A 9,761-nucleotide genomic window follows, 5' to 3' on the forward strand; every position below is an offset into this window, starting at 1 on the left:
CGGAAAATAATGGGGAAAGAGGGCCAGACCGGGCCGGTTTTTGCCCATCCCGGCCGACCGCACCCGTGTTGGCAATCTGGCAGGACAGGTATTCGCACCACGAGGGTGCAACGAAAGGCGCATGGCGGGAGCAACGGTGTTCAGGCGCTGTTGTGCTGCAGCGCGGCTGACCCGGCGGTCATCCGCGTGTGCGCGTGATTAGCAGGCACGGCCTGGCGGTCGCCAGACCGTGGGGTTGCAGGAAACAGTCCAGGTGAGCGCCAGAGGGACGAACATCGTCTCTGCCCTGACGTCACGAACATCCTTCTCTACGATTGGGTACTCGCCAGATAAGAAAACGCGCTGAGCAGGCTGATCACCGTATCCATTCGCTCCGCCTGATATTCCACAGTAACCGCATCAATGCGCGTAACGCCCGGAATCAGGCTAAACAGATCCGCCAATACGGGTTTGCTGGCCTGAAGCTGCATGGAATAAGGTGCCGTCAGGCGCGTCGTGCTGACCGAAGGTTGCTGTTGCAGCGCAGCGCTTGCAGCGGCGCATATCGCACGTTGTGCCGCTTTGGGACTGATGGACTCCGCGCAGGTATGGGAAATAGCGCGTTTTACACAGACATAATCAACCGTGGGATAAAATTCTGCTATCCAGTGCTGGAGCTGATCGTCGCCCGTGACCAGCAACAGTGGCGTGCCATGCTCGGCGGCGGCGGCGGCATAAATGTCGGTTTCCCCCATCACCAGGCCATTGATATGGATACGCCAGAATGCACGGCCATTAATGGTGTGCGCCAGTACGCCAGATTCGCCTGCCGCGCTGTGATAGCCCACCAGAAATAATCCATCGAAGGTTTGCTGCTCTATCCCTTCGACCATCGACAGGCCGCGAGGTTTGCCCTGCACCAGTCGGGCGCGCGGGTCAATATTTTCCGCACGCAGATTGGTCATTTGCGCATGGCTGTCGGCGACCACCACCTCCGTTGCGCCCCCCGCGAACGCGCCCTCAATCGCGGCATTCACTTCCTGTTCCATCAGTCCCCGGGCCAACTGATATTCCGGGTTGCCTGGTGTGCATTGCTCCGGGCGCATTACGCCCGCGATACCTTCAATATCAGCAGAGATAAAAATTTTCATGCGGTTAATTTATCCAGAATCTGAGTCAGTGAGGGGCGATGGTGACCACGAAAGCCGGTAACAGCCTCCGCGCTCAACAACGCATCCAGTACAGCCTGTTCGGTTGCATCGGCGGCGGCGGCAAGCAGCGGCTCCAGCATGTCGTCCTGAGGCGGTTGTGGCAGAGGGTGCGTTGAAAATGCCAGCGCAATATCACCCGATCCATGGCCCCAGTAACTGCCCAGCCGTCCAAGGCCGGCACCGGCACGCTTCGCGATGCGCTTCAACTGGCGCGCATCCAGCGGCGCATCCGTGGCCATAATCACAATGACAGAACCGGCATCACGCTGCGGCGCGTCACCCGCCAGTAGCGGCGCAATCCTTTCACCCAGCCGCACACCGTCAAGCGTGAGTGCGCTAAGCGTGCCAAAATTCGCCAGGACCAGCAGCCCGAGCGTTGCGTTGAGCGACGGAATAACACGCGAGGCCGTGCCAATCCCGCCCTTAAGGTTAAAACAGCTCATTCCGCGCCCAGCACCGACGCTGCCGCGCGCAAAGTCTGCCGCAGCCGTGTGCAGTGCTTCCTGCGCCATCGCCTCGCTGATGGCCAGCGCCTGGATATCATTGAGCCAGCCATCATTGCACTCCAGCGCCAGGGGATTCACCGTGGGTAACGTCCGCCCCAGCTCCGGATTACGACTGATGGCATCCCGTACCAGCGTAGTAAACAGCGTGCCCACCGCCAGCGTGTTACTGAGCAAAATCGGCGTATGCAACACGCCAAGCTCTTCGACCTGGACCAGCCCGACCGGTTTCGCAAAGCCGTTCAGGACGTCGGCCCCGCATGGCAACGGCGTGAGAAACAGATTGTCGCCCGGCGGTACGATAGCCGTTACGCCAGTCTGCCTCTCTCCGTCATTCAGCGTGTAATGTCCAACGCGCACACCGGCAACATCGCTGATTCGATTGGTGGGCCCACATGCGCTGCGCGGCTGCCCTAACGTTTGCGCATTACGCCAGCGATCCAGCAGCAGATCGCACTGCAATTGTTGAAAATCCATGGTTAGCCCTTGAGTTTCGGGTCGAGCGTGTCGCGCAGCGCGTCTCCGAGCAGGTTAAACGCCAGCACGGTGATGAAAATCGCCAGTCCCGGAAACACGCTCATGTGCCATGCGCCCGCCATCATCATGCTGCGGCTCATTGCCAGAATATTACCCCATTCAGGGACATCCGGTTCCGGCCCCAGGCCAATAAAGCTTAAGCCCGCCGCAGTGAGGATACTGGTGCCAATGCGCATGGTGAAATAGACAATTACGCTGGAAAGCGTGCCGGGCAGAATATGGCGCAGGATAATGATTCTGTCTGGTGCACCGGCACAGCGCACGGCTTCAACATAGGCAGCCTGTCTTAATGAGAGCGTTGAAGCACGTACAATACGGGCAAACACGGGAACGCTAAATACCGCGACCGCGATAATCACATTGTTCAGGCCCGTACCAAGAAGCGCCACCACCGCAATGGCCAGCAACATGCCTGGAAACGCGAACAACACGTCGGCACCGCGCATGATCAGCATATCTACCCAACCGCCGTAATAGCCTGCCAGTAAACCCAATACGACCCCGACAATCATGCCGAGCGTCACGGACAACACGCCAACATAGAGTGAGATTCGCGCCCCATAGATAATACGACTGAGCAGGTCGCGCCCCAGTTCGTCGGTTCCCATCCAGTGTGCGGCGCTGGGCGACGACGATAACGCCATCCAGTCCGGTGCCATCGGGTCCCAGGGTGCCAGCCAGGGGGCAAAGATCGCCACCAGGATCAGCAGCAGCACAAATCCGCCCGAAACCAGCGCCAGAGGGTTACGCACAAAGGCATGCAGGAAATCACGCCACGGCGAACGGATGACCTGTGGCGGGTTTTCAGTCAGCGATTGCATACTCATCTTGGCTCCTGTCGCAGACGAATGGCCGGATTGACGACCGCATACAGCAGATCGACCAGCAAATTAATCACAATAAATTCGAACACGAACAGCATCACCAGCGCCTGAATGACCGGTTGATCCTGCGCCTTGATCGACTCAATCAACAGCCAGCCTAACCCCGGCCAGTTGAAGACGCTTTCCACGACAATGGAGCCGCCCAGCAGAAAACCGAACTGCAAACCCAGCATGGTAATCACCGGGATGAGTGCATTGCGCATCACATGTTTCCACGTCACCAGGCGGTTACGCAGCCCCTTGGCTCTTGCGGTGCGCACGTAATCTTCCTGCGCCACTTCAAGAAAGGCCGAGCGGGTAAACCGCGCCATTACCGCCGCCACAGAAGCCCCCAGCGTAATGGCAGGCAGGACAATATCGCTGGCCTTGTTAAAGCCGCTGACGGAGAACAGCCCAAAGGGCATCGCGACGAACTGGATAAGCAACAACCCCAACCAGAAAGCGGGCATGGAAATACCGCCAACCGCCATGCTCATCAACGTCCAGTCTTGCCATTTTCCCCGCTTCAGTGCCGCCAGCACGCCCAGCACCAGGCCGAGAATCACGGACCAGGCGAAACCCGCTAAGGCCAGCCACAGGGTTGGCATGAAGCCCTGCTTAATCACCTGCAGCACCGGTTGCTGGGTTCGGTACGTCGTGCCAAGATCGCCATGCAACAGGCTATCGATCCAGTGGACATACTGCTGCGGTAGAGAATCGTTCAGCCCGAGATGCTGTCGCGCCGCTTCGACGGCCTCAATGGGCGCATCCGGTCCCGCGTAGATGCGCGCCGGGTCGCCCGGCAGCAGCTTGATAAAACCGAAAACCAGCAGCGAGACCACCAGCAAAACCGGGATCATCTCCAGTAATCGGCGAATGATGTATGCAAACATGCCATTCCTTGAAATGAGGTGCGACAGGCACCCTCAGGTTCCTTGCCCGCACAGGGCAAAGAACCGGAAGGCGATCCGCGTCTTATTTAAACGACGCCTGAGTGAAGAGCAAATTGCCATCCGGCAGCATCGAAACGCCGTTCAGGGTGCTGCGTTTGCCAACCAGATTGTCGGGTGTGCCAAGGAAAGCCACTGGTGCATCCTTCCATAACAGCGTCTGCGCTTGCGCATAGGCAATGCCACGCTTTGCCGGATCGGCCGTCGCCAGCCCGGCGGCAATCGCTTTATCGACATCAGGATTGCTGAAATACGAGACATTGTACGAGGTGGGCACCCAGGATTCTGTGGCAAACAGCGGACGCAGCGCCCAGTCGGCATCGCCTGTGGACGTCGACCAGCCGCCATAATAGAGGTCAAACTCTGCCTTTTTCGGGTCCTGTACGCCCCACAGCTTAGCGTTGCGCGTCCCCGAATCCATTGGTGTCACCGTGGCACGAATGCCCACCGTGGCCAGTTGCGCTTTCAGCACCTGAGCGGCGCGCACACTGGCCGTCGCATTGGTGACCCAGAGCTTAAGGTCCAGGCCATCAGGATAGCCCGCCGCTTTCAGCAACGCTTTGGCCTTGTCCGGTGCATAGTGGTAATCCGGATCGGTTTGTTTCTGATAGAACTGAACCCCTTCCGGCATCGCGGATGTGGCCGGTTTGCCCAAACCGGCAAAGGCCACCTTCAGCCACAGATTACGGTCAATTGCATAGTTGATTGCCTGACGCACACGAACATCCGCCAGCGGCTTGTGCTGCGTGTTAATCGCCATGTAATAAAGATAAATGCTGGGATCGCGCTGAATCGAAAGCTTGCTGTCCTGCTTCACGGCAGCGATCAGATCGGAAGGCAACGGCCAGATGGCATCCACCTGACCCGATTTTAACGCTGCCACCCGTGTGGCATCTTCCGGGCTGGGTGAGAAGATGACATGGTCGACTTTTGGCCATCCCTGCTGCCAGTAACCGTCATACTTCGCCAGCGTCACCGCTTTGCCCGGTGTCCAGTTAACAAATTTAAACGGGCCGGTTCCCACTGGATGCAGTCTAAGTTGAGCTTCGTCCGGATATTGCTTCAGAATCGACGGGCTCCACATCACCGCAGAAGGATGCGCCAGCGTGTTGATAAAGGCACCAAACGACTGATTGAGATCGATTTTGACCTGGTCGGGTGCCAGCACCGTGACCTTGGCGATCATTTTGTACAGGCTGTTGCGCTTGAGCCCTTTTTTCTGGTCGGCGAGGCGATCAAGGTTGGCTTTGACGGCGTCGGCATCAAACGGCGTACCATCCTGAAAGGTAACGCCTTTACGCAGCGTTAGCGTAAATTCCGTTGCACTGTCGTTGGAGGTATAACCGGTCGCCAGCCAGGGCTGCAGCTTCATGTGGGCATCAAACTGGAACAGGCGCTCAAAGATGCCGCTCTGCACCGAGTAGCTGACATTATCGGAGGTATCGTGCGGGTCCAGTCCGGTAATATCGGCATACATTGAAATACGCAGATCCTGGGCCTGCGCGGTCATGACCAGCGTCGTCGTCAATGCGAGGGCGAGCGAAGTACGGCGAAACAGTGTTTTCATAAAATCTCCTGGTCGTTGAGGATTATCGCAATGCAATGCCGTCAGCAACCCAGTGCTGGGGCGCAACCTGCCGATAACGGGGTTTAGTGACCGTTTCACCCACCTTTCGCAACGGCGAAGGGATTTCGCTGTCATCGAAAATACGGGGCTGACGGTTCTCGGGGTCCGCTACCGGCACGGAGGCCAGCAGACGTTGGGTATAAGGATGTTGCGGCTGATTAAATACCGACTGGCGCGGCCCAAGCTCCACAATCTGGCCGAGGTACATCACCGCCACGCGATTGGCAATACGCTCAACGACCGCCATATCGTGAGAAATGAAAATCCATGCCACGCCGGTTTGCTGCTGGAGGTCCATCATCAGATTGACCACCTGTGCCTGAATCGAGACGTCAAGGGCCGATACCGCTTCATCAGCAATAATCACTTTCGGTTTCAGCGCCATCGCGCGGGCAATGGCGATACGCTGGCGCTGGCCGCCAGAAAATTCGTGCGGATAACGACGCGCGTGCTCGGGCAACAGGCCGACACTTTTCAGCAACGCATCGATTTGTGAAGAAGCCTGCTCCAGCGAGGACACCATGCCATGTAACAGCAACGGCTCGGCAATGGTGAACCCCACGGTCAGGCGCGGATTCAGTGAGGCATAAGGGTCCTGAAACACCATCTGAATTTCACGACGGAGCGGCTGGAAGGCCGCCTCTTTCAGGTGCGAGATTTCCTTTCCTTCGAAGTGAATGCTTTCGGCATCACTGTTGATCAGGCGCATCAGCGCACGCCCGGTGGTCGATTTGCCGCAGCCGCTTTCACCCACGATCGCCAGGGTTTCACCCGGCCACAGGCTGAAATCAATCTGCTCAACCGCATGCACATGATGTGTATGGGTCGAGAAAATGCCGCTGCGAATGGGATAGTAGACTTTCAACCCGCGCACATCCAACAGCGGCGCACTGTCGTAGCGAGCGGTATGCTGCTCGTCTTGTGCCGCGTGCTGGGCACCGAGCAGGGGAAAGCGTTGCGGCCATGCATAGTCGCGCATATCGCCCAGTTTCGGCACGGCCGCCAGCAGCGCTTTAGTGTACGCGTGCTGCGGGGCGGCAAAAATCTCTGATACGGTGCCCTGCTCGACCACTTCGCCCCGCAGCATAACCACGACGCGATCCGCGATTTCAGCCACAACGCCCATATCATGGGTGATAAACAGAACGGCCATCTGCTTCTCGCGTTGCAAATCACGCAGAATATGCAGAATGCGCGCCTGCACGGTGACATCCAGCGCCGTAGTAGGTTCATCGGCAATAAGAAGTTGCGGATCACATGCCAGTGCCTGCGCAATCATCACTCGCTGGCGCATACCGCCGGAGAGCGCGTGCGGATAGCTCTTCATCACACGATCCACATCGGCAATACGCACCTGTTGAAGCAATTCACGCACGCGCGCATGGGCCTGTTTCTTGTCGTACTGTTGATGATCGCGTAAGGCTTCAGTGAGTTGATCATCGATGCGCAGCACCGGATTCAGCGAGGTCATTGGCTCCTGAAAGATCATCGCCATTTCACGACCACGCAACGTGCGGCGCTGAGCATCATCCAGTGTTTCTAACGCATGCACTTTCCCGCCGCGATCGCGAAACTGCATACTGCCGCGATCGATACGGCCGCTGTTCGCCAGCAAGCCCATCACGGCGAGCGAAGTGACTGATTTACCGGAGCCGCTCTCACCCACTACGGCGACAATTTCTCCCGGATTAATGGCGAAAGTGGTGCCTTTCAGTGCCTGGTTCTCACCACTGCGCCCACGAAATGATACGCTGAGATCCCGAATGTCAAGCACCGGTGCTGAACAGGCGGCATCTGCAACTGGGGAAGTGTGTCGTGTGTCCGTCATGGTCGCCTCGTCGCGTTATAGCCAGATACGGCCTTCGGAGTAGTTCAAAAAGGGAGAGCTGTCGGCGGCAAGCCAAATAGGCCCATCTAAGTCGACGTGCTCTGCGTTGACCGCCACGGGCAATGCGGATTCCATCGCCAGTGATGAGCCCAGCATGCAGCCGACCATAATGCGCATATTCTGCTTTTGCGCTTCATCGACCATCGCCAGCGCTTCCGTCAGTCCACCGCACTTATCCAGTTTGATGTTGATCATCTCGTAACGATTACGCAGTCCGGCGATATCCTCCCGCGTATGGCAACTTTCATCAGCACAGACGGGAATCGGATGATGGAAACGTTGCAGGTCATGATCCTGACCGGCGGGAAGCGGTTGCTCGACCATCGCGATGTTGTAAGCCTGAAGCGCCAGCAGCAGGCTTTCCAAATCCATACCTGACCAGGCTTCATTGGCATCGATAATGAGCGTGGCGCGCGGTGCCGCAGCGCGAATTGCCGCCACTTTTTCCAGCACCGCATCACGGTCGAGCTTAATTTTGAGCAGGATGGCACCACGAGATACGGCATCCGCCGCCGCCAGCGCCATATTTCCCTGGGTATCGAGGCTGAGGGTTTCCGCCGTGACCACCGACGATGGCTGAGAACAGGCACTGATTTGCCACAGCGTTTGACTGGCGCGGGCGGCATCCAGGCGCCACAGCGCACAATCCAGCACGTTGCGCGCGGAACCGGCGGGTAAACGGTGTTGCAGATCGTGGCGGCTCAAGCCTGCTTCAACGTCAGCGCGTACCGCTTCAAGCTCGGCCTGAACGCTGTCTGGCGTCTCATCGTAGCGCGCCGTCGGCGTACATTCGCCTTGCCCAATGAAGCCGTTTTGCTCAAGCGTGACACGGATAACCGTTACGCTGGTACGAACACCGCGCGAGATAGCAAAGGGCCGCGCCAGCGGCAGCGCTACCACGTCAATCTGCAACTGTCTCATCTCAACCACGCTCCTGCAGCAGCGCGGCGATCTCGTCAATACCAAAACGCACCGGGTCCGTTGCCGGTAAACCAAACTCGGCGCTGATTTCGGCGCAATAGGCACGCGCTTCTTTTTCAGGATAATTAGAGGTGTTAATGGCAAAGCCAGCCAGCTGGACAGACTCACTGGTCACCTGCGCGGCGCGCAGATTAGCTTCAACGCACGCTTTCAGGCTGACCATAGGCTGATGAGGCAAATGGCGCATATGGGGGCGACCCATTTCATGACACATGACCAGCCAGTGCGGTTGTGCACCGTGCATGAGTCCCATACTGACACCCGCATAAGAGGGATGGAACAGCGAACCCTGGCCTTCAACGATGTCCCAGTGGTCATCATCATTAGCCGGGGACAGCGCTTCCGCCGCACCGGCAATAAAATCAGCGATGACCGCATCCACCGCAATCCCTTCCCCCGCAACCAGAATGCCGGTCTGCCCCGTAGCGCGAAAATCTGCTTTCATTCCGCGCTCGCGCATCGCCGCTTCCAGCGCCAGTGAGGTGTACATTTTGCCCACTGAACAGTCCGTACCGACCGTGAGTATTCGCTTACCTGTGCGCTTCTTACCGCTGCCCACATTGAGCTTCGGACGCATATGACGTAAGTCAAAAAGCTCCACACCAAACGTCTTAGCAAGCGTTACCAGTTCAGGTTCGTCCACCAGACGATGATGTAATCCACTGGCAACGTTCATGCCCGCTTCGATGGCACTTTTAACCGTCGCCAGCCAGTGCTCTGGCAGATAACCCCCTGCGTTGGCGGTACCCAGCACCAAGGTTTTTGCGCCGCGCGCTTTGGCGCGGGGGATGTCGAGCTCATCCAGACCCAGGCTGACAGTGCAGCCCGGCAGTTTAATTTCGCCAACGCACTGTTCCGGCCGCCAGATATGAATACCGCGCGCCGTTTTCGCCGCGAGTGGATCGGTAACATCACCAAGAAAAAGTAAATAAGGTTGTGGGATTAGCATGAGATTTCTCGTTTCAGACAAAGGTAAGGTTCTGAAACCACTATTTCATGCGTTTTGAAAGGTGACGAATGCTTGTTTGGTAGCAGGGTATAACGGCAGGCTATAGTCAGATAAAAAAGTGATGGTAACTCTGTTATTTCAACGTATCAGGATATAATTCGTTCCCAATAAAGGGCGAGCTATAGGAAAATCATTCTGACCTGCTCCCCGTTGATTAATACACCGCGATGTTAGTAATGTCTTCATAAGCCACATGAGGACATTCCCATGAAG

Annotated in this window: 8 protein-coding genes; all 8 read right to left on the reverse strand. The window is 57.4% G+C overall.

What is annotated here, in order from left to right; genetic code table 11:
• Positions 1-308: 308 nt before the first annotated feature.
• The 8 genes from NR177_RS20770 to dgcN all read right to left on the reverse strand — a co-directional run bounded on the left by NR177_RS20770 (position 309) and on the right by dgcN (position 9,488).
• The gene (locus NR177_RS20770) at positions 309-1,130 is read right to left on the reverse strand and encodes a M55 family metallopeptidase (RefSeq protein WP_256853529.1); all 822 of its coding nucleotides are present in this window, start codon (positions 1,128-1,130) and stop codon (positions 309-311) included.
• Positions 1,127-2,170, reverse strand: a complete 1,044-nt coding sequence (locus tag NR177_RS20775) for a P1 family peptidase (protein ID WP_256853530.1) — start codon at positions 2,168-2,170, stop codon at positions 1,127-1,129. Before NR177_RS20775 ends, NR177_RS20770 begins: the two co-directional genes overlap by 4 nt.
• Positions 2,171-2,172: 2 nt before the next feature.
• Positions 2,173-3,057, reverse strand: a complete 885-nt coding sequence (locus tag NR177_RS20780; protein WP_256853531.1) for an ABC transporter permease subunit — start codon at positions 3,055-3,057, stop codon at positions 2,173-2,175.
• The gene (locus tag NR177_RS20785) at positions 3,054-3,986 is read right to left on the reverse strand and encodes an ABC transporter permease subunit (RefSeq protein WP_109716132.1); all 933 of its coding nucleotides are present in this window, start codon (positions 3,984-3,986) and stop codon (positions 3,054-3,056) included. Before NR177_RS20785 ends, NR177_RS20780 begins: the two co-directional genes overlap by 4 nt.
• A gap of 82 nt (positions 3,987-4,068) precedes the next feature.
• On the reverse strand, positions 4,069-5,610 hold the full coding sequence (locus NR177_RS20790) for a glutathione ABC transporter substrate-binding protein (protein WP_096012402.1): 1,542 nt from the start codon (positions 5,608-5,610) through the stop codon (positions 4,069-4,071).
• Between the two features lie 22 nt (positions 5,611-5,632).
• Positions 5,633-7,498, reverse strand: coding sequence for an ABC transporter ATP-binding protein (locus NR177_RS20795; RefSeq protein WP_256853532.1), 1,866 nt, complete (start codon positions 7,496-7,498; stop codon positions 5,633-5,635).
• A 15-nt stretch (positions 7,499-7,513) separates the two neighbouring features.
• Complete coding sequence (gene dgcA / locus NR177_RS20800) at positions 7,514-8,479, reverse strand: N-acetyl-D-Glu racemase DgcA (RefSeq protein WP_218996122.1); 966 nt, start codon at positions 8,477-8,479, stop codon at positions 7,514-7,516.
• Between the two features lies 1 nt (position 8,480).
• Entirely contained in the window at positions 8,481-9,488 is a 1,008-nt protein-coding gene (gene dgcN, locus NR177_RS20805) for an N-acetyltransferase DgcN (protein ID WP_096012399.1), read from the reverse strand.
• Positions 9,489-9,761 lie beyond the last annotated feature (273 nt).

The organism is Pantoea sp. Fr+CA_20 (assembly GCF_024520835.1).
Lineage (GTDB): Bacteria > Pseudomonadota > Gammaproteobacteria > Enterobacterales > Enterobacteriaceae > Pantoea > Pantoea allii.